Raw genomic sequence first — 19,364 nt, forward strand, 5'->3', positions numbered from 1 at the left:
GCCCCATGCGCATCCCCTGCCCTTACTGCGGATCCCGCGATGCGTCGGAATTTTCCTATTCCGGCGATGCCACGCTGGTGCGGCCCACGCCCGACAATGCCGATGCAATGTTCGACTATGTCTATCTGCGCGACAATCCCGCCGGCGTGCACAGGGAATACTGGTATCACGCCGCCGGCTGTCACGCCTGGCTGAAGGTCACGCGCAATGTCTCGACCCATGAGGTGATCGAGGCCGTCCTCGCCCATGACGAGGCGACATTATGAGCATCTCGCGTCGCCTCGCCTCCGGCGGATTGATCGATCGATCCAGGCCGCTCAATTTCACCTTCGATGGCAAGACCTATGGCGGCTATGCCGGCGATACGCTGGCCTCAGCGTTGCTCGCCAACAGCACAATGCTGGTCGGCCGCTCATTCAAATATCATCGGCCGCGGGGCATCTTCTCCGCCGGCCCGGAAGAGCCGAATGCACTGGTGACGCTACGCTCCGGTGCGCGCGCGGAGCCGAACACCAAGGCCACCACGGTCGAACTCTTCAATGGCCTGAATGCATCGAGCCAGAACTGCTGGCCGTCGCCGCAATTCGATCTGCGCGCCGTGCATCAACTCGCCGGCCCGCTGCTCAATGCGGGCTTCTACTACAAGACCTTCATGTGGCCCGCGGCCTTCTGGGAGAAATTCTACGAGCCGGCGATCCGCGCCTCCGCCGGCCTCGGCGCATTGAGCGGGCTCGACGATCCCGACACTTACGAGAAGTCGCACGCGTTCTGCGACCTGCTGGTGATCGGTGCGGGTCCCGCAGGCCTCGCCGCAGCGCTGACCGCGGGCCGCGCCGGTGCACGCGTGATCGTAGCGGAAGAGGACTTCGTGCTTGGCGGCCGCCTGCTCAGCGACACCTCGCAGATCGACGGCGTGTCGGCCGCCTCATGGGCGACACTGGCCGAGGCCGAACTCGGCGCGCTGCCAAACGTCCGCATCCTCAAGCGCACCGCCGTGTTCGGCGCCTATGACGGCGAATATGGCGCCATCGAACGCGTCAGCGATCACCTGGCCGTTCCCCCGCCTTTCGCGCCGCGCCAGCGGCTGTGGAAGATCGTCGCGAAGCAATGCGTGCTTGCCGCCGGCGCGCAGGAGCGCCCGCTGGTGTTTCCAGGCAACGACCGTCCCGGCATCATGCTGGCTTCGGCGTTGCGGACCTATGCCAATCGCTTCGGCGTGACGCCGGGCCAGCGGATCGCCATCTTCACGACATCGGACGACGGTTGGCGCAGCGCGTTCGAGCTGCAAAAGGTCGGCGCGGAGATCGCCGTGGTGGTCGATGCACGGGCGGAGGTCTCGCCTGACATTCGCAAGCTCGCCGGCAACACACCACAATTTCTTGGAGCACATGTCTCGGACACGTCAGGCTATCGCCGGCTCACGGGCATCACCATCACCGACGGCACCGGCAAGACACGCAGTGTGGCGGTCGACACGCTCGGCGTCTCCGGCGGCTGGTCGCCAAGCATTGGCATCGCCACACATCTCGGCGGCAAGGGTAGCTGGTCGGAGGAGAGGTCGGCATTCCTCTGCAACGATCTCCCCCCGGGCATGCAACTCGCAGGTGCCGCAGCAGCGCAATGGACGCTGGCGCAAGCGCTGGAAAGCGGTGCATTGGCCGGCACGAAGGCGGCCTCGCATATCGGCCTCAGCCTGCAAACACAGAAGCCGATCATCGCAAGCGACGAAGCATCCGGCAACACACCGGTGTGGCTGTTCAAGGGATCGCGCCGCAAGGCCTTCGTCGATCTGCAGAACGACGTCACCGCCACCGATGTCGCGCTGGCCGCACAGGAAGGCTTTCGTTCCGTCGAGCAGCTCAAGCGCTACACGACACTGGGCATGGCGACGGACCAGGGCAAGACGTCCAACGTCAATGGCCTCGCCATTCTCGCCGGCGAGATCAGGAAGACCATCGCCGAGACCGGCGCCACGCGGGCACGCCCTCCGCATGTGCCGGTGGCCATCGGCGCCTTTGCGGGCCTGCATACGGCCAAGCATTTCAAGCCGACACGGCTGACGGCGAGCCACGCAGCTTCTGCAGCGTTGAACGCCAGCTTCGTCGAAGCCGGCCAGTGGCTGCGGGCGCAATGGTTCAATGCGCCCGGCGAAAACGACTGGCTCACGAGCGTTACCCGCGAGGTGAAGGCCGTGCGCGCCGGCGTTGGCATCTGCGATGTCTCGACGCTCGGCAAGATCGCGCTCTGCGGGTCCGATGTCGGAACATTCCTCGACCGCGTCTATATCAACACCTTCTCGACACTCCCCGTCGGCAAGGTGCGCTACGGCGTGATGCTGCGCGAGGACGGTTTCGTCATGGACGACGGCACCACCGCGCGTCTGTCCGCCGATCACTGGGTAATGACGACAACGACCGTGAATGCCGGCAAGGTGATGCAGCATCTCGAATACTGCCATCAGGTGCTGTGGCCCGAACTCGACGTGCAGATGGTCTCGGTCACCGAGCAATGGGCGCAAGTCGCGGTCGCGGGGCCGAAGTCGCGCGATCTGCTGCAGTCCATGCTCGGCGATGCCTTCGACGTCTCCAACGAGGCCTTCCCCTATCTGGCCTGTGCCGAATTCCATGTGGGCAACATCCCGCTGCGGCTGTTTCGCGTCTCGTTCTCCGGCGAACTCGCTTACGAGATCGCCGCACCCGCCGGCTATGGCGAGGCGCTGTTCAACGCGCTGATGCAAGCCGGCAAGCCGTTCGGCGTTACGCCCTATGGCACCGAAGCGCTGTCCGTGATGCGGATCGAAAAGGGCCATGTGGCGGGCTCCGAACTCAACGGCCAGACCGTGGCGCGCGATCTCGGACTCGGACGGATGATGTCGGTGAAGAAGGATTATATCGGCCGCACCATGGCGGCGCGTGAAGCGCTGGTCGATCCGAACCGGCCCATGCTGGTTGGCCTGCGGCCGGTCGATCGCAGCCATCGCCTGCGCAACGGCGCGCTGCTGTTCGCGCGCGATGCGACGCCTGCACCGGACAGCAATGCCGGCTTCATCACCTCGACGGCCTTCAGCCCGGGCCACAATCACTGGATCGGACTCGGCCTGCTGGCACGCGGGCCGGAGCGGCATGGCGAGATCATTCGCGCCTGGGACCCGGTGCGCTCTGGCGACTACGAGCTCGAAGTCGTCGATCCCGTCTTCGTCGATGCAGAAGGAGCGCGGCTGCGTGCTTGATCTCGCTTACATCTCCGCATTTGCCGGCTTGCGATCCATCGGCGATGGCCGCGGCGTCATCGCCAGGGAACGTCGCGGTATCGCCATTGCGACGGTCATGGCGCGCAAGGGCCAGGGTGCCGCGCTCGCAGCTGCCGTGAAGGAACACTTCGACATCAATCTGCCGCTGGGGCCGCATGGTTCCGGCAGCGACGCGACATCATTTCTTGGCACCGGCCCCGGCCGCTGGCTGGTGACGCATGATGCGGGGACACCGCGTTTCGTGGAGCGGCTTGCGCAACAGCTCGAAGGCCTCGCCTCGGTGGTCGATCAGTCCGATGGCGTCGGATTGCTCAGGCTATCTGGCCCGGCCCTGCTCGACGTGCTGGCCAAGGGCGTCGCCGTGGATCTCAGCGCGACAGCATTCCCCGCCGGCAGCGTTGCCGTCACGCAGATCGCGCATATGGGCGTGACGCTATGGAAGGTCGACGAGACGCCGACCATTCACATCGCTGTCGCGCGCAGCATGGCCGGCAGTTTCCTCCACTGGCTGGAGGCGTCGGCGGCGATGACGGGGCTGGTGGTGGAGTAGTTGCTTCACGCGAACATTTCCCCGCGTCGTCCCCGCGAAGGCGGGGACCCATAGCCGCTGGAGAAATGGGTAAGCGCTGCCGTGGTGACTCTGCCGTTTTTACTGCGCCGACCGTGGTTATGGGTCCCCGCCTTCGCGGGGACGACACCTTGAGGGCGATCGTGTAACTGCGCTCAATATCCCCGGCGGCGATCCACCGAATCCTTCGGCGTCGCGCCGGCTTGCACGGCTTCGGCAGTCGCGAGAATAGTATCGCCGATGGCGGTCATGGTGACCTCGCAGGCGTCATGGGGCGTCAGCACGATCCGCGGATGCGACCAGAACGGATGGTCCTTGGGCAGCGGTTCGGTGTGGAAGACATCGAGGGTCGCGCCGGAGAGCTGTCCGCTGGCGAGCGCGTCGAGGATGTCCTGCTCGACCGAGTGCTCACCGCGGCCGACCTGAATGAGGTAGCTGCCGCGCGGCATCTTCGCGAACAGGCTCGCATTGAGGATGCCGCGGGTTTCTTCGGTCAGCGGCAGCAGGTTCACCAGCACCTCGGAGCCCGCAAGCATCGCATCGAGCCCATCGGTGCCGTGGAAGCCGGTCACACCCGGCGTCGTCGGCTTGGCCGAACGGCTCCAGGCCCTGACGGGAAAGCCGAGCATCGCGAGATCGGACGCGACACGCGCGCCGATGGCGCCATAGCCGAGAATGCCGATCGGAACCTCGGACGGGCGGCGTCCGCCACCGAGGCGCTTCCATACGTGATCGCGCTGGTTCTGCAGATAAGTCCCGAACTGGCGCTGATGATAGATCACGTTCCAGATCACGAAGCCGGACATCATCTGCGCCTGTGCCGGCTCGACCACGCGCACCACATCGATGCCGTCGCGCAAGCTCGGACAATTCAGGATGCTGTCAGCGCCGGCGCCGATCGAACACACCGCTTTCAGGTTCGGATAGTGGTCGAACGCATCCGCATGCGGATGCCAGCCGACGGCCATGCTGACTGCGGCGGAATCGCTGCCGTCGAGATGATCGACAAACCTCACCTTGCCGTCGAGCCGGGCGATTTCATTGGTCAGGTATTTGCGCAGGTTGATGGTCCTGCTCAGGAAAACGCAAGTCACGGGAGACGTCGGCATAAGGTCAGGCGGCCTGGGATGGTGAACTCTGGCCGGGGACGGCGCCGAGCAATTCGCGGGTGTAGGGATGCTCCGGCGACGCAAACAGTTGCGCCGTTGGTTTCAGCTCGACGATCTCACCGCGCTGCATCACGGCGATACGATCGCAGATCTGCGCGGCCACGCGAAGATCGTGGGTGATGAACAGCATCGAGAGACCAAGGCGGGCCTTGAGATCTTCGAGCAGCTTCAGCACCTGCGCCTGCACCGAAACGTCGAGCGCGGAGACCGCCTCGTCGGCGACGATGATTTCCGGATCCAGCGCGAGCGCGCGGGCAATGCCGATACGCTGGCGCTGGCCACCGGAGAATTCGTGCGGATAGCGATCGAGCGCGCCGGCATCGAGGCCGACCATCCCGAGCAGATCACGCGCACGTTGCATCGCGACCTTGGAATCGGTGCCGCGAGCAATTGGGCCATCGGTGATGATCTGGCCGACGCGGCGGCGCGGATTGAGCGAGGCGAACGGATCCTGGAAGATCATCTGGATGCGATGACGCTGCTCGCGCAGCGCCTTGCCTTCGAGTGCCGTGAGATCGACATCGCCGATACGCACAGTGCCGCGATCGGCCTCGATCAGCCGCATCACCAGACGCGCGACAGACGACTTGCCCGAACCGGACTCGCCGACCAGACCGACGGTCTCGCCCTGCATGATCGAGAACGTAACTTCGTTGGCCGCCTGCACGCGGCGATCCGGCTTGAACCAGCCGCCCGAGGTCACATAGGTCTTGTCGAGGCCGATGACTTCAACCGCCTTGGCATTTTCATCCAGCGGTGCGCGCACCGGCGGATGCATCGACGGCACGGCAGCGAGAAGCGCCTTGGTGTAATCGTGCTGCGGATTTCTGAAGACGGCGTCGATCGAGCCTTCCTCGACGATCTTGCCGTGACGCAATACCACGACGCGGTCGGCGATATCGGCGACAACGCCAAAGTCATGGGTGATGAACATCACGGCCATGTTGCGGCTGCGCTGCAGGTTGCGGATCAGCTTGAGGATCTGCGCCTGCGTGGTGACATCGAGCGCAGTCGTCGGTTCATCCGCGACAAGCACCGAAGGCTCCAGCGCAAGTGCCATGGCGATCATCGCGCGCTGGCGTTGGCCGCCGGAGAGCTGGTGCGGATAGGCGCGGATGATACGCTCCGGATCGGGCAGACCGACTTCCTTGGCGAGGTTCAGTGCCTTGGCGCGGCGCTCCTTCGGCGTCAAAAGATTATGCGCCTCGAACATTTCCATCATCTGGTCGCCAATCCGCATCAGCGGATTGAGCGCCGTCATCGGCTCCTGAAACACCATGGCGATGCCGCGGCCGCGCACTTCGCGCCAACCGTTCTCATCGAGCTTCAGGAGATTCTGGCCCTCGAACAGAACCTCGCCGGTCTCGGTCTTCACCGTATCCGGCAGCAGACCCATCAGCGCATGGGCGCACATGGATTTGCCCGAGCCGGATTCGCCGACGACGCAGACGATCTCGCCGGGAATGAGATCGATGGACACGCCATCGACCGCATAGGGGCGTTCGGCGCTCTTCGGCAGAGCGATCTTGAGGTTCTTGATGGAAACGGCGGGCGTTTTGGACAGCACTTGGGTCATCAGCGGCTATCCTTCGCCAAGCGCGGGTTAAGCGCGTCGTTGAGGCCTTCGCCGATCAGGTTCATGCCAAGCACCGAGATCAGGATGGCAACGCCGGGGAAGACGGTGATCCACCAGGCCTGACGGATCACCGTCCGGCCCGCGCCGACCATGTAGCCCCAGGACATCAGGTTGGGATCGCCGAGGCCGAGAAATGACAGCGAAGATTCCAGCAGGATCGCATTCGCCACCATCAGCGACGCCAGCACGATCACCGGCGACAGCGCGTTCGGCAAAATCTCGCGCGAGATGATCCAGGTGTTGCTCTGGCCGGTCACGATGGCTGCCTGGACATATTCGCGGGTGCGCAGCGACAGCACCTCGCCACGCACCAGACGCGCCACCGGCGGCCAAGAGACGATGGCGATGGAACCAACGATGGAATAGATCGACGGCTGCAGGATCGCCACCAGCACAATGGCCAGCGGGAAGCTCGGAATGGTCTGGAAGAATTCGGTGAAGCGCATCAGGGCGTCGTCGACCTTACCGCCGAAATAGCCGGCGATGGCGCCGAGCGGCACGCCGATGGTCAGCGCCACCGTGGTCGAGACGAGACCGACCAGCAGCGACACGCGGGCGCCATGGACAAGGCCGGCAAACACGTCACGGCCGAGCGCATCGGTGCCGAGGGTCACCATCGGATTGGTGAAGGGCGGCAGGAACGGCCGCTGCACCATGCGCCAGGGTGAGGTCGGGAAGATCATCTGCCCGAACAGCGCGATGAAAATCGCAAACGCAATAATTACCAGACCGATTACGCCGCCGGGATTGCGCAGCATCAATTTCCAGAACTTCTTCATGATGCAAACTCGATGCGTGGATCGACCAGCCGATAAACGAGGTCGGTGACGAGGTTGAAGATCAGAACCATCGCCGAGCAGACCACGAAGACGCCGAGCAGAAGGTTATAATCGCGTTGCAAGAGTGCCTCATAGAGCAGCCGGCCAATGCCGGGCCATGCGAACACCGTCTCGGTGAGCACGGCGCCGCCGACCAGCGTACCGGAGTGGACGCCGGCCAGCGTCACCACGGGCAGCAGCGCGTTGCGCAGCACGTGGCGGCGCTGGATGATATTGTCGCGCAGGCCCTTGGCGCGGGCGGTCTTGACGAAATCCAGCCGCTTGACCTCGAGCATCGAGGCGCGCGTCATGCGCGTATAGGTCGCCATGAAGAACAGGCCGATGGTCATCGCCGGCATGATCAGATGCAGGGCGACATCCTTCACGTGGGCAAGTCCCGTATAATTCGCGCCGACGGTCTCGTAGCCGAAGCTCGGCAGCCAGCCGAGATAGACCGAGAACAGCAGGATCGACATCAGCGCGACCCAGAAGATCGGCGTGGCATAGAACAAGAGCGCCGAGACAGTGATGGCGGTGTCCGCCCATGTCCCCGCAAATCTCGCGGCCAGCGTGCCGAAGGTGATGCCAAGGATCAGCGATATGGCAAAGGCCGTCAGCGTCAGCAGCAGCGTCGCCGGCAGACGCTCGGCGATCAGCTTCGACACCGGCATCTGCTGGCGGAACGAGAAACCGAGATCGAGGGAAGCAACGCCCTTCACGTAGATGAACAGCTGCTCCGGCAGCGGCTTGTCCAGCGAGAACTTTTCGCGCAGCTGCTGGACGAATTGCGCATCGCTGGCGCCGGCCTCACCGGCCATCACCGCAGCGGGATCGCCCGGCGCGATGCGGATCAGGAAGAAGTTCATCACGATGATCGCAAGCAGGACGAATACGCCCTTCACGATCCTCTGGGCAACGAATGACAGCATCAGAGGTCCATCGCATTCAGGTCAGAGTACACAAAGAAAACCCGTGACGATCACAGGGATCGTCACGGGCATCAGGCTGAAAGCTTACTTGTCGATCCAGGCGTCGCGGAAGCCGTCGTTGACACCGATACCTGTGGTGATCAGGTTCTTGATCTTGCAGTTCGAGATGGTCGGGAACTGCAGCTCAAGCTGCCAGGCCACAGGCACGTCCTCGACGAGGATCTTCTGGACCTTCTCGTAGATCTCCTTGCGCTTCGAATCCGGCGTCGCGACGGCGCCCTCTTCGAACAGCTTGTCGACCTCGGGATTGGAATAGCCTTCCAGGTTGTTGAAGAGCTGGCCCTTCTGGATGGCGCTCGTCACGTAGTTACGGCCAACGCCAAGCGCCGGATCGCCGTACTGATACAGATAAGTGAAGGAGATATCGTAATCCCACTCCATGTTCTTCTGGTTCGAACCAGGAACGTCGGTGGCGATGGTCTCGATATTCATGCCGACGTCGACGAGGTTCTGCTTCACGGCTTCACCCCAGCGCGACCAGGTTTCACCATAGGGCAGCGGCATCAGGCGGACCTTCTCGCCCTTGTAACCGGCTTCCTTCAGCAGCGCCTTGGCCTTGGCCGGATCGTACGGATATTTCGGCACGTTGTCGGTGTAGAACTTGATCGCCGACGACGACGGGCCGGTGGCCACCTTGCCGAGACCGTTCCAGATCACGTCCTTGGCGAATTCGCGGTCTACCGCATACATGATCGCCTGACGCACCTTCTTGTTGGCGAGCACGGGGCTGCGGTTGTTGAGCCACATCCATGCCATCGGCGAGAAGAACTCCCAGCCGTCGCCGGTGACGCAGGTGTTCGGCAGCTTGCTGACGCGCGGCACGTCGAAGTTCTCGATCGAACCGCCGGGCAGCACGTCGACCTTGCCGGTCTCGTAGGCCACCGAACGCGCAGCGGCGTCCGGAATGATCTGCCAGTAGATGCCGTCGATATAGGGCTTGCCCTTGACGTGGTAGTTCGGGTTCTTCACCAGCTGGATGAACGAGCCCTTCTTCCATTCCTTGAACATGAACGGGCCGGTACCGATCGGCGTGTTGTTCGCCGGATTGGTCTTGACGTCGGTGCCTTCATAGATGTGCTTCGGGATGATCGGCATCGAGCCGACCTCGAAGATGCCGATGAAGGGGCCGAAGGGCTGCTTCAGCGTGAAGACGACCGTGTAATCGTCGGGTGCTTCGACCTTGTCGAGCTGCACGAGGTTGTTGCGCGCACGCGCGTGGGTCACCTTCAGCGTCTCGATGGTGAACAGCACGTCAGCCGCCGTGAACGGCTTGCCGTCGTGCCAGGTCACGCCCTGCTTGAGCTTGAACGTGTAGGTCTTGGCATCCGGGCTGATGGTCCAGCTCTCGGCGAGACCCGGCTGCGGCTCCAGCGTCTTGCTGTAGCGCAGCAGGCCTTCATAGATGTTGCCCGAGACCATCTGGGTCGGGCCGTTCTGAACCAGTGCGAGCATCAGGCCCGGCGGTTCAGGCTGGATCACCGCATTAATGGTGCCGCCGATCTTCGGCTCCTGCGCGAGCGCCATTGTGCTTACGCCGCTCAGTGCCAAGGCCAGTACAAATTTCTTCAACATATCTTTCCCCTTAGTGCCGGCTGGCACGTAACCCAGATCAGTTGACGATGTGTGGCGAAAGCCGGATCAATTCTTGTAATCGGCGTCCGTGCGCTCGAGCATGCGCTTGAAGGCCTCCCACTCGCTGTCCGGCTTGCCGCCTTCGGTGCCATGCACCTTGTCGTAACCGCGGTCATACTGGCCGGCGGTGTGCGCGGCAATGGCGTGGGACGGGCGAATGATCTCTGCACCGGTGGAAAGGATCGCGAGCTGCGCGCGGCACGAACGCTCCATATTGAACATCAGCTTGAAGGCTTCGCCAACCGAGCGGCCGCAGGTGAGCAGGCCGTGATTGCGGAGGATCAGCACCATCTTGTCGCCGAGATCGGCGACCAGGCGCTCGCGCTCCGACAGATCCAGCGCGATGCCTTCGAAGTCATGATAGGCGATGCGGTCGGTGAATTGCATCGACCACTGGTTCAGCGGCTGCAGGCCGTCCTTCAGGCACGACACGGCGACGCCGGCAACGGTATGCGTATGCAGCACGCACTGTGCATCGTGGCGGGCGGCGTGAACCGCGCTGTGAATGGTGAAGCCGGCCGGATTGATGCCGAGGCCAAGCGGATCGTCGACAACCTTACCATCGACGTCGACGGTGACGAGGTTGCCAGCCGTCACTTCCTCGAAGCGCATACCGTAGGGATTGATCAGGAAGCGGTCCTGCGTGCCGGGGACGCGCACCGAAATATGCGTGTAAATGCTGTCATCGAGGCCGAGGCGGTGGATCAGACGATAGGCCGCAGCAAGATCGATACGGACCTGCTTGGCGGCATCGAGGGTCGGCGTAATGTTTGCATGCATATTCACAGGCGCGGTTCCCGGCTTTTTTTAAGGTGCGGGCAGGAAACACAATCGCATGGCAGCTCGCAAGATTAAACTGTCGACAATCGACGATTAATTCTTGTACAGGGGAAGAAACGGGTCCCCCGCATGCGTTTGATGTCTCCTCCAGTTGGTCTGACCGCCCTCGCCGACACTGATCTTGTCGGGCAGGTCGCCCGTATCCTGACCCAGGCTATCATCAAGGGACAATTGCTGCCCGGCGCAAAAGTCGTCGAGGCCGGCATCGCCCGCGAGCTTGGCGTCAGCCGCGCGCCCGTCCGCGAAGCCGCACGACTGCTCGAGCAACAGGGCCTGCTGGTCTCGCATCCGCGCCGCGGCTTCTTCGTCCGCAAACTCGAAGCGACGGATATCGACGAGATCTACGACCTGCGTATCTGCGTCGAATGTCATGCCGGCGTGCTCGCCTCGAAGAACATGACGCCTGCCAATCGCGACATGCTGCGCCGGCAGATCGACGTCATGCATGAGACTGCCGCGATCGACGATCATGCGCGGCAGATCGAGGAAGACTACAAATTCCATCGCATGATCTGTGAGATCGCCGGCAGCAAGCGCCTGCTGCGTCTGTTCGACGATCTCGCATCGGAACTGCGCATGACGATCGGCCTGATCGGCCGGCTCTATGACGATCCGCATCGCATTGCGCAGACTCATGAGGCACTGCTCGAAGTGCTCGAACAGGGGCACCCCGACATCATCACCGCGCGGATCGACTATCACATCGGCGCTGCCTGGCGCGAAGTCGGCAAGCTGGTCCGCGAACTTCCCTCCTCAACGAATGGAGCCGCTACGTGAAGGCAGTGTATTCCGACAAGCACAAGAGCCATGATCCGCAGTTCTTCCTTGTGCGCGGTCAGGTCCGTAAAACCACCGAGCAGCCGGAGCGCGCCGAGCGGCTGCTGAAAGGTCTCGCCGACGGAAAACACACGATCGTCGTGCCGACCGAATTCGGCCAGGGCCCACGTGCCCGCGTACACTCGCCGGAATATCTGCGTTTCCTCGAAGGCGCATGGGAGGAATGGATCAAGCTGCCGGACTACGGCCCGGAGATGATCGCCAATATTCATCCGAACCGCGTACCGGGCAGCTACCCGACCCACATCACCGGCAAGCTCGGCTGGCACACCGCCGATACCGCAGCACCGATCGGCCCCGGCACCTGGCTTGGTGCCTGCGCATCCACCGACGTGGCGGTCACCGCGGCGCAGATGGTGATGGACGGTGAGGACGCCGTCTATGCGCTCTGCCGCCCGCCCGGCCATCATGCTTACAGAGATATGGCCGGCGGCTTTTGCTTCATGAACAATTCGGCGATCGCCGCCGAGCATCTGCGCACCAAGCACGAGCGCGTCGCGATCCTCGATGTCGACGTGCATCACGGCAACGGCACCCAGGGCATTTTCTATTCGCGTCCGGACGTGCTGACGGTGTCGATCCATGCGGATCCCGTCGGCTACTACCCCTTCGTCTGGGGCTATGCCGACGAGAAGGGCGAAGGCAACGGCCTCGGCACCAATCTCAACATCCCGCTTGCGCTCGGCACCGGCGATGACGGTTTCATCGATGCGCTTGCTGTCGCCGAGAAGACCATCAAGTCGTTTGCGCCCGGCGCGCTCGTGATTGCGCTCGGCCTCGATGCGTCCGAACACGATCCGCTGGCGGCCCTGAAGGTCACCACACCGGGCTTCAAACGGATCGGTGCAGCCATTGCGCGCATGGGCCTGCCCACCGTCCTCGTTCAGGAAGGCGGATATCTGTCCGACATCCTGGGCGCCAACCTCACCTCGACCCTCGCCGGTTTCGAAGCCGCGCGGTGATGAACAGCGCGCCGTACTCTCTCCCTAACCTCTCCCCGCTCTTTGCGGGGAGAGGTCGCCGCGTCTTCGCGGCGGGTGAGGGGCATGACACGAGACTCGCAACAATCACACAATTTCCGGATCGTCCCGAGCCGGGAAAGCACCATGACAGCACCGATCGTGCCTCGCCCCTCACCCCACCCCTCTCCCCGTGCAGAACGGGGAGAGGGAGCCAACAGCGCTCGGCTTAACTTCATCCTGTACCCAAACAACACCCAAAAAACTGAAGGACAAACTCGAATGTCGACCAACGCAGAAATCTTCGCACGGCGCGAAGCCGCTGTTCCCCGCGGCATCGGCCACTCCACTCCGATCTCGGCGCAGCGCGCGCTGAATGCCGAAGTCTGGGACGTCGAAGGCAAGCGCTATGTCGACTTCGCCGGCGGCATCGCCGTGCTCAACACCGGCCACTGCCATCCGCACATCATGGCCGCAGTCAAGGCGCAGATGGAGAACTTCACGCACACCTGCTTCCAGGTGCTGCTGTATGAATCCTATGTCACCCTCGCCGAGCGCCTCAACAAGCTGGTGCCGGTCGACGGGCCCGTGAAGACCGCCTTCTTCACCACCGGCGCCGAAGCGACCGAAAACGCCATCAAGATGGCGCGCGCCGCCACCGGCCGTGCCGGCGTCATCGCCTTCACCGGCGGCTTCCATGGCCGCACCCACATGACCATGACCATGACCGGCAAGGTATTCCCCTACAAGAAGGGTTTCGGCGCCGCGATGCCGGAAGTCTGGCACGTGCCGTTCCCGGCCGCGCCGCTCGACGTCACCGTTGAGGAATCGCTCAAGTATCTCAGCTTCCTGTTCAAGGCCGACATCGACCCCGCCCGCGTCGCCGCGATCATCGTCGAGCCGGTGCAGGGCGAAGGCGGCTTCCACCAGGCTCCGCCGGAACTGATGCGCGCGCTGCGCAAGATCTGCGACGAGAATGGAATCGTCTTCATCGCCGACGAAGTGCAGACCGGCTACGGCCGCACCGGCAAGATGTTCGCGATGGAACATTACGATGTGAAGCCTGACCTCATCACGGTCGCCAAGAGCCTCGCCGGCGGCTTCCCGCTGTCGGGCGTGATCGGCAAGGCCAAGATCATGGACGCTGCCGATCCGGGCGGCCTCGGCGGCACCTATGCCGGCAACCCGCTGGCGATTGCCGCAGCGATGGCCGTGCTCGACGTGTTCGAGAAGGAGAAGCTGGTCGACCGCGCCAACCATATCGGCGAGCGCATTACCACGCGTCTGAAGAAGATGCAGCAGCGCAACGACCTCGTGCCGATCGCCAGCATCCGCAATGTCGGCGCCATGATCGCCTTCGATATCGTCAAGGAACGCGGCTCTGACACGCCGGACGCCGAGATGACCAAGAAGGTGACGCAGAAGGCCACCGAGGAAGGCCTCGTGCTGCTGTCCTGCGGCGTCAATTTCAACACCATCCGCGTGCTCGTGCCGCTCACCGCCCAGGACGAAATCCTGGACGAAGGCATGGAAAAGCTCGAGCGCGCGCTGACCGCCTGAGCCCTCTCACAAGAAAAGGAAAAACATATGGCTCTCGATCCCGCACTTCGCGACAAGATCATCGCTGCCGTCGACAAGGGCTTCGATGCCCAGGTCAAGTTCACCCAGGACATGGTTCGTCACCAATCCACCCGTGGCAACGAACACACCATGCAGGACTTCATGTTTCGCGCCATGAAGGCGCGCGGCTACAAGATGGAGCGCTTCGAGATGGACCGCGCCGCGCTCGGGCACCATCCCGGCGCTGGCGCATGGGACGAGCTGCACTCGACTGCGCCGATCGTGGTCGGCACGCATTATCCGCGCGAGGAAAAAGGCCGCTCGCTGATCATGCAGGGCCATGTCGACGTGGTGCCGGAAGGCCCGCACGACATGTGGACCACCCCGCCCTATGACCCCGTCATCCAGGGCGACTGGATGCAGGGCCGCGGCGCCGGCGACATGAAGGCTGGCTGCGCCTCGAACATCTTCGCCCTCGATGCCTTGAAGAGCCTCGGCCTGCAGCCGGCGGCAACGGTCTATCTGCAGTCGGTGGTGGAAGAAGAATCCACCGGTGACGGCGCGCTGATGACGCATCTGCGCGGCTACAAGGCCGACGCGGTGGTGGTGTCGGAGCCCTCGGCTGAAACCATCACCCGCGCCAATATCGGCGTGGTCTGGTTCCAGGTGGAAGTGCGCGGCGTGCCCGTTCACGTGCAGCGCATGGGCACCGGCGCCAATGCCATCGACGGCGCCTATCGGATCATCGGTGAATTACGCAAGCTCGAAGCCCGGTGGAATGCGACCAAGGACCAGCACGAGCACTTCAAGAACATCGAGAAGCCAGTCAACCTGAACATCGGCAAGATCGCCGGTGGTGACTGGGCCTCGTCGGTTCCGGCATGGTGCAAAGTGGACTTCCGCATCTCGCTGCTACCCGGCAAGACCGCCGAAGCAGCAAAGAAGGAAATCACCGACTGCGTCGCCGCCTTCGCCCATCAGGATCCGTTCCTGTCGAACATCCCGCCGACCGTGACTTTCAACGGCTTCCAGGCCGAAGGCTACGAACTCAAGCCGGGCTCGGATGCCGAAGCCACACTGGCTGCCGCGCATGAAGCGGTGTTCGGCCAGAAGCCGAAGCCGGAAATCTCGCTCGCCTATCTCGACAGCCGCGTCTATGCGCTGTTCGACAATGTGCCGACCTTGAACTACGGCTGCATCTCGCGCGGCGTCCACGGCTTCGACGAAGGCGTCAACCTGCCCTCGCTGAAGAAGACGACGACGGCGCTGGCGCTATTCATCGCCGAATGGTGCGGTGTGGAAGAGATCAAGGCCTGATCATTCAGGCTGCAGCCTGAAGATGGAATGGGCGGCGGAGCAATCCGCCGCCTTTTTCATTTCTGCCAGTTGCAGATGCCGCCCGTCCGGCATGGCCAGACCTGCACGCGCGTATCCATCGCATTGGCGTTCAGCGGATTACCGCGGCGGACAACCTTCTTCTGCGCGGCGGCGCGCTGCGCCACAGGCTTCGCAGGCTGCACGCGCGCAACGCCCGGCGCCGCCTTCACCGGATCGGTTTTCACGTCAGCCTTTGCATCGGCTTTGGCCTGAATTTGTATCTGCTCGAATGATGCGGGCGGACCAAGCAATTTCGGCGACAGCACGGCCTTCTGCAGGTCGAGCAGCAAGAACTCGCCGGGCTTGTATGAGTCCGCTTGCGCGGTACCGAAACACGCCAACAGACCGACGCCGGCCGCAATCATACTCAAACGCTTGCAACTCATTTACGCCTCCTGAGGCCGGTTCCCGGCTTCCGGACTAACAATGTCTCTAAGCTAAGCATGGATAACGCCGAATCCAGCCCTGTGTTTCGCCGAAAGTGCCTGCGGCGCAGGGATTTCAGGCGGTAAGGCTAACCGCGTATAGCTCCCGCCTCTGATTGATCCAGCGCAATGCGATTCCGCGCCGCTGGGCAGACCCTCTGCTGGACTACATTTTCAGCGGAGACCGCCATGACATCCGTCCAGCCCTATCCCGTCGTCAGCAATCTCATCGAACGCATCGGCGACTGGTTGATCCAGCGCCGCCAGCTCAACGAACTCGGTGCACTCGACAGCGGCGAGTTCAAGCGCATGGCCCATGAGCTTGGCCTTGCGCCAAGCGATCTCGACACCATCGTGCGCAGAGGCGTGAACGGTGCGGAGGAATTGCCGCAGATGCTCCGCGCGCTCGGTTTTGACGAGGCCGCCATTGCGAAGATCCGGCCACCGCTGATGATGGAGATGCGCCACGCCTGCGCCGGTTGCGCGAATAAACGGGCCTGCGCGACCGACCTCGCAGCCAAGACGGCGGCGGCGAATTACGAGAACTATTGCGCCAATGCCAACGACATTACGCTGCTGGCCCGGGCTACGGAGTAAATTATTCTCCACCTCCGCCAGAAATGCTCGAAAAACCGCCCGGGTAAGCCTAATCGGTTAGGTTAAGATTTGGTTTAAGTTGCGACAAAACCGGGCTGCGATAGCGTCAATCGCGTCGCGCAGTGGGTGCGGAAGTCGCTTTCCAACCCCGAATTTCAATGCACGGCACGGGACCGCCGTTATTACCTGCGTCGGCGGTCCCACCCCTTGGCAGCCTCAGCTGTACCCAACGACACCTCCCAACCCGGCCACTTGAGAATGCGCATGTTGCATCTGCTCGCAACTTGCAATGCGCCACCCGCGCCGCAGCATCGTTACATGCCATGCAAGCAGCCATCGCATCGCAGCAGAGAAACACTTTGGAAATGCTCGCAATTTAATCCGCGACACAGTGTTGCTGCGCGCAATCTTCCTTGACTCGCTCTCGCCGCACTTGGCAGTCTGTGATCACACAAAAAAGCATCGGGCAACGACCCAGATGCCTCTAGGGAGAGACACCATGGACTCATTTCTGAGGCCGCTTGCGGCTGCGAGTATGATTGTTGCTGGCGCCCTTGCTTCCACTGCTCCAGCATCTGCCCAGCAAGCGCCGATCAAGATCGGTATTCCGACTTCGGTCCAGTTGCAGGTCGGCCGCGACACCCAGAGCGCCGCCAAACTGGCCATCGAAGAGATCAATGCCAAGGGCGGATTGCTCGGCCGCAAGCTCGAAATGGTTGTCGCCGATGAGACCGAGAATCCCGAACAGGGCATTGCTGCAATCAAGAAGCTCACCGCCGATGACAAGGTCAATGTGCTGATCGGCGGCTACACGTCAGGCGTGACGCTGGCCCAGCTGCCACACATCTCCAGCGCCAAGACAATCTATCTTGGCGTCGGCGCAGCATCGCCGGCGATCACCGCCAAGGTGAAGTCGGACTACGAGAACTACAAATACATCTTCCGCGCCTTCCCCATCAACGCGGCGCATCAGGCCCGCGCGCTTGTCGACTTCATCAACGGCAAGCTGAAAGGCGAAATGGGCCTGAAGAAGATCGCCATCGTCGGCGAAAACGCGAAATGGGTGCAGGATCTCGTGCCGATCCTGAAGAAGGGCGCGACCGAGGGCGGCACCGATGTGACGCTGGCCGAGTTCTTCGACACCTCGACATCGGATTTCTCGCCACTGTTCGCCAAGGTGAAGAATTCCGGCGCGCAATATCTGATCGTGATCCTGTCGCACGCCTCCTCGGACATCTTCGTCAAGCAGTGGCATGACGCTCAGGTGCCGATTCCGATCGGCGGCATCGACGTGAAGAGCCAGGACGCCGACTTCTTCACCCGCGTCAGCGGCAAGGCCAATGCCGAAACCGTCGGCATGTTCGCCATCCGCGCGCCGCTGACCCCGAAGACCATTCCGTTCTGGGATGAATTCGTGAAGCGCTTCGGCACCGCGCCTGTCTATACCGGCATCGGCGCCTATGACGCGGTCTATGTCTATGCCGATGCTGTGAAGCGCGCCAACTCCATCGAGCCCGACGCCGTCATCAAGGAGCTGGAGAAGACCGACCACGTCGGCATCGCCGGCAAGCTGGTGTTCGACGAAGTGCACGACGTGAAGACCGGCCCGGGCCTGCAGAACCTGCTGTTCGTACAGTGGCAGAAGGACGGCGCCCGCGTCGTGGTCTGGCCGAAGGAAGCCGCAACCGGCCCGATGATCGCGCCGCCCTGGATGAGCAACTGATTTGTTGATGGCGGTCATCTGACCGCAGCGTAACCGCGCGGCCGGCGATCCCTCGCCGGCCGGAAAACGGGAGAAGCGAACCCCAAGAAGTTCGCCCTCCGCCGTCCGGTCTTCAACAGCGGGTTCTCATGCTTCAGATTCTGATCTACGGCGCGGTCTCCAGCGCCATCTATGCGATGCTGGCTGTTGGTTTCACCCTGATCTTCGGCGTCGCCCGCATCCTCAATCTCGCCCATGGCTCGTTCTACGCACTCGGCGCCTATGCGGCCTATGTCCTCACCTCGCTGCTTGGCTTTCCGCTCTTTATCGCCGCACCGCTGGCGGTATTGATCGTCGCAGGCTTCGGCGTGGTGATGGAACGTTTTCTGGTGCGTCCGCTGCGCTCGTCCCAGCTCGCCGTGCTGATGATTACCCTCGCCGTCTCGCTCGCGGTGGAACAGGCGCTGTTCATCACCTTCGGCTCCGAATATCGCAACGTGCCGTCATTCGTGGCTGACAAGCTCTCGATCGGCGGCGTCGATATTTCCGGCCAGCGCCTGCTCGCCCTTGTCGCCGGTGTCCTCGTGCTGCTCGGCCTCTGGCTGTTCATCCAGCGCACGCGGCTTGGCGCGGCCATCCTCGCGGTGTCGCAGGATCCGGAAGCCGCGCAATATATGGGCATCCCGACCAACCGCATCTTCTCCATCGTGATGGCGATCTCCGCCGGCACCGCGGCGCTCGCGGGCGTATTGGTGTCGCCCTTCCTCACGGTGCAGCCGACCATGGGCCTGCTGCCGATGGTGAAGGCCTTCGCTATCGTCATCGTCGGCGGCCTCGGCTCGATCCCCGGCAGCATCATCGCGTCGCTGATCCTCGGCTATTCCGAGACCATCGTCGCCTATCTGATTTCGACATCATGGACGGAGCTGGTGTCGCTGGTCGCGGTCGTCGTCACGCTAATGATACGCCCGTCAGGACTCCTCGGGCGACGGGCGGCATTCTGAC

The 19,364-nt window shown here is 62.8% G+C and carries 17 protein-coding genes; 10 read left to right on the forward strand and 7 right to left on the reverse strand.

The window, feature by feature from the left end; translation table 11 throughout:
* Positions 1-5 precede the first annotated feature (5 nt).
* From AB8A27_RS01900 to AB8A27_RS01910, 3 genes are read left to right on the forward strand one after another with little or no spacing between them, the layout of a single operon-like run.
* Positions 6-266 (forward strand): sarcosine oxidase subunit delta, encoded by a 261-nt coding sequence (locus AB8A27_RS01900; protein ID WP_441240433.1) that lies wholly within the window; start codon positions 6-8, stop codon positions 264-266.
* Positions 263-3,229 carry a sarcosine oxidase subunit alpha family protein gene (locus AB8A27_RS01905; protein ID WP_441240434.1) on the forward strand — a complete coding sequence of 989 codons (2,967 nt, stop codon included), beginning with the start codon at positions 263-265 and terminating at the stop codon, positions 3,227-3,229. The genes AB8A27_RS01900 and AB8A27_RS01905 overlap by 4 nt, the downstream gene beginning before the upstream one ends.
* Positions 3,222-3,800 (forward strand): sarcosine oxidase subunit gamma, encoded by a 579-nt coding sequence (locus AB8A27_RS01910; protein ID WP_441240435.1) that lies wholly within the window; start codon positions 3,222-3,224, stop codon positions 3,798-3,800. The genes AB8A27_RS01905 and AB8A27_RS01910 overlap by 8 nt, the downstream gene beginning before the upstream one ends.
* Positions 3,801-3,973: 173 nt before the next feature.
* Here the strand turns inward: AB8A27_RS01910 and AB8A27_RS01915 are convergent, their stop codons facing one another.
* The 6 genes from AB8A27_RS01915 to AB8A27_RS01940 all read right to left on the reverse strand — a co-directional run bounded on the left by AB8A27_RS01915 (position 3,974) and on the right by AB8A27_RS01940 (position 10,842).
* Positions 3,974-4,912, reverse strand: coding sequence for a 2-hydroxyacid dehydrogenase (locus AB8A27_RS01915; protein ID WP_441240436.1), 939 nt, complete (start codon positions 4,910-4,912; stop codon positions 3,974-3,976).
* Positions 4,913-4,931: 19 nt separating this feature from the next.
* Positions 4,932-6,563, reverse strand: a complete 1,632-nt coding sequence (locus AB8A27_RS01920; RefSeq protein ID WP_441240437.1) for an ABC transporter ATP-binding protein — start codon at positions 6,561-6,563, stop codon at positions 4,932-4,934.
* A complete protein-coding gene (locus tag AB8A27_RS01925; RefSeq protein WP_441240438.1) occupies positions 6,563-7,402 on the reverse strand; it encodes an ABC transporter permease in 840 nt (279 codons plus the stop codon). The genes AB8A27_RS01920 and AB8A27_RS01925 overlap by 1 nt, the downstream gene beginning before the upstream one ends.
* Positions 7,399-8,370: an ABC transporter permease gene (locus AB8A27_RS01930; RefSeq protein WP_441240439.1), complete on the reverse strand. Its 972-nt coding sequence runs from the start codon at positions 8,368-8,370 to the stop codon at positions 7,399-7,401. The genes AB8A27_RS01925 and AB8A27_RS01930 overlap by 4 nt, the downstream gene beginning before the upstream one ends.
* An 84-nt stretch (positions 8,371-8,454) precedes the next feature.
* Positions 8,455-10,002 carry an ABC transporter substrate-binding protein gene (locus AB8A27_RS01935; RefSeq protein ID WP_441240440.1) on the reverse strand — a complete coding sequence of 516 codons (1,548 nt, stop codon included), beginning with the start codon at positions 10,000-10,002 and terminating at the stop codon, positions 8,455-8,457.
* Positions 10,003-10,068: 66 nt separating this feature from the next.
* A complete protein-coding gene (locus AB8A27_RS01940) occupies positions 10,069-10,842 on the reverse strand; it encodes a class II aldolase/adducin family protein (RefSeq protein WP_441244802.1) in 774 nt (257 codons plus the stop codon).
* Positions 10,843-10,980: 138 nt separating this feature from the next.
* Here AB8A27_RS01940 and AB8A27_RS01945 point away from each other — a divergent pair, with 138 nt between their 5' ends.
* The 4 genes from AB8A27_RS01945 to AB8A27_RS01960 all read left to right on the forward strand — a co-directional run bounded on the left by AB8A27_RS01945 (position 10,981) and on the right by AB8A27_RS01960 (position 15,575).
* On the forward strand, positions 10,981-11,679 hold the full coding sequence (locus AB8A27_RS01945; RefSeq protein WP_320446849.1) for a GntR family transcriptional regulator: 699 nt from the start codon (positions 10,981-10,983) through the stop codon (positions 11,677-11,679).
* Positions 11,676-12,701 carry a histone deacetylase family protein gene (locus AB8A27_RS01950; protein WP_441240441.1) on the forward strand — a complete coding sequence of 342 codons (1,026 nt, stop codon included), beginning with the start codon at positions 11,676-11,678 and terminating at the stop codon, positions 12,699-12,701. The genes AB8A27_RS01945 and AB8A27_RS01950 overlap by 4 nt, the downstream gene beginning before the upstream one ends.
* Positions 12,702-12,980: 279 nt before the next feature.
* A complete protein-coding gene (gene gabT, locus AB8A27_RS01955; RefSeq protein ID WP_441240442.1) occupies positions 12,981-14,258 on the forward strand; it encodes a 4-aminobutyrate--2-oxoglutarate transaminase in 1,278 nt (425 codons plus the stop codon).
* Between the two features lie 27 nt (positions 14,259-14,285).
* A complete protein-coding gene (locus AB8A27_RS01960; RefSeq protein ID WP_441240443.1) occupies positions 14,286-15,575 on the forward strand; it encodes an ArgE/DapE family deacylase in 1,290 nt (429 codons plus the stop codon).
* A gap of 56 nt (positions 15,576-15,631) precedes the next feature.
* On the opposite strand, the gene AB8A27_RS01965 is transcribed toward AB8A27_RS01960, so the two are convergent.
* Positions 15,632-16,021, reverse strand: coding sequence for a hypothetical protein (locus tag AB8A27_RS01965; RefSeq protein WP_441240444.1), 390 nt, complete (start codon positions 16,019-16,021; stop codon positions 15,632-15,634).
* A 228-nt stretch (positions 16,022-16,249) separates the two neighbouring features.
* On the opposite strand from AB8A27_RS01965, the gene AB8A27_RS01970 reads away from it, so the two are divergent.
* The 3 genes from AB8A27_RS01970 (at position 16,250) to AB8A27_RS01980 (ending at position 19,363) form a co-directional block, all read left to right on the forward strand.
* The gene (locus tag AB8A27_RS01970; RefSeq protein ID WP_441240445.1) at positions 16,250-16,657 is read left to right on the forward strand and encodes a hypothetical protein; all 408 of its coding nucleotides are present in this window, start codon (positions 16,250-16,252) and stop codon (positions 16,655-16,657) included.
* Positions 16,658-17,156: 499 nt separating this feature from the next.
* A complete protein-coding gene (locus tag AB8A27_RS01975; RefSeq protein ID WP_092139379.1) occupies positions 17,157-18,380 on the forward strand; it encodes an ABC transporter substrate-binding protein in 1,224 nt (407 codons plus the stop codon).
* Positions 18,381-18,508: 128 nt separating this feature from the next.
* A complete protein-coding gene (locus tag AB8A27_RS01980; RefSeq protein WP_092139381.1) occupies positions 18,509-19,363 on the forward strand; it encodes a branched-chain amino acid ABC transporter permease in 855 nt (284 codons plus the stop codon).
* Position 19,364 lies beyond the last annotated feature (1 nt).

Source organism: Tardiphaga sp. 768_D3_N2_1, from assembly GCF_052076105.1.
Taxonomy (GTDB): Bacteria; Pseudomonadota; Alphaproteobacteria; order Rhizobiales; family Xanthobacteraceae; genus Tardiphaga.

Coding starts and splice junctions, on each gene's coding strand:
- AB8A27_RS01900 (WP_441240433.1), top strand. CDS start 6: ATGCGCATCCCCTGCCCTTACTGCGGATCCCGCGATGCGTCGGAATTT.
- AB8A27_RS01905 (WP_441240434.1), top strand. CDS start 263: ATGAGCATCTCGCGTCGCCTCGCCTCCGGCGGATTGATCGATCGATCC.
- AB8A27_RS01920 (WP_441240437.1), bottom strand. CDS start 6,563: ATGACCCAAGTGCTGTCCAAAACGCCCGCCGTTTCCATCAAGAACCTC.
- AB8A27_RS01925 (WP_441240438.1), bottom strand. CDS start 7,402: ATGAAGAAGTTCTGGAAATTGATGCTGCGCAATCCCGGCGGCGTAATC.
- AB8A27_RS01930 (WP_441240439.1), bottom strand. CDS start 8,370: ATGCTGTCATTCGTTGCCCAGAGGATCGTGAAGGGCGTATTCGTCCTG.
- AB8A27_RS01935 (WP_441240440.1), bottom strand. CDS start 10,002: ATGTTGAAGAAATTTGTACTGGCCTTGGCACTGAGCGGCGTAAGCACA.
- AB8A27_RS01940 (WP_441244802.1), bottom strand. CDS start 10,842: ATGCATGCAAACATTACGCCGACCCTCGATGCCGCCAAGCAGGTCCGT.
- AB8A27_RS01945 (WP_320446849.1), top strand. CDS start 10,981: ATGTCTCCTCCAGTTGGTCTGACCGCCCTCGCCGACACTGATCTTGTC.
- gabT (WP_441240442.1), top strand. CDS start 12,981: ATGTCGACCAACGCAGAAATCTTCGCACGGCGCGAAGCCGCTGTTCCC.
- AB8A27_RS01960 (WP_441240443.1), top strand. CDS start 14,286: ATGGCTCTCGATCCCGCACTTCGCGACAAGATCATCGCTGCCGTCGAC.
- AB8A27_RS01965 (WP_441240444.1), bottom strand. CDS start 16,021: ATGAGTTGCAAGCGTTTGAGTATGATTGCGGCCGGCGTCGGTCTGTTG.
- AB8A27_RS01970 (WP_441240445.1), top strand. CDS start 16,250: ATGACATCCGTCCAGCCCTATCCCGTCGTCAGCAATCTCATCGAACGC.
- AB8A27_RS01975 (WP_092139379.1), top strand. CDS start 17,157: ATGGACTCATTTCTGAGGCCGCTTGCGGCTGCGAGTATGATTGTTGCT.
- AB8A27_RS01980 (WP_092139381.1), top strand. CDS start 18,509: ATGCTTCAGATTCTGATCTACGGCGCGGTCTCCAGCGCCATCTATGCG.